The 303-nt window shown below is 47.5% G+C and carries 1 protein-coding gene; it reads right to left on the reverse strand.

Going from position 1 to position 303, the window contains the following annotated elements; genetic code table 11:
* On the reverse strand, positions 1 to 303 hold a 303-nt coding region (locus tag UC75_RS21600), incomplete at both ends, for an FAD-dependent oxidoreductase (RefSeq protein ID WP_416202218.1).

A 303-nucleotide genomic window follows, 5' to 3' on the forward strand; every position in this document is an offset into this window, starting at 1 on the left:
ATCGTTTGGTTTGCACCTGTGATTTTGCTGACACGTTGCAGGTTCATGATATCAACATCATATTCACGAACGTGGGCTTCCATTTCGGCAGCAAACTTAGGACCTTGGGTCTTTTGTACAGACGTGAAGTTTTCAATGTCCATGGTATCCATCACCTGACCACCGAAGCGTTCAGCCACGATACCCGTGTTAATGCCTTTACGTGCCGCATAGATTGCTGCTGTTGCGCCTGCAGGACCACCACCGATCACTAACACATCAAACGCATCTTTAGCATTGAGTGCTGCTGCATCTTTTTCAGCT

The sequence above is a fragment of the Acinetobacter sp. V2 genome (genome assembly GCF_001188385.1).
Lineage (GTDB): Bacteria > Pseudomonadota > Gammaproteobacteria > Pseudomonadales > Moraxellaceae > Acinetobacter > Acinetobacter oleivorans.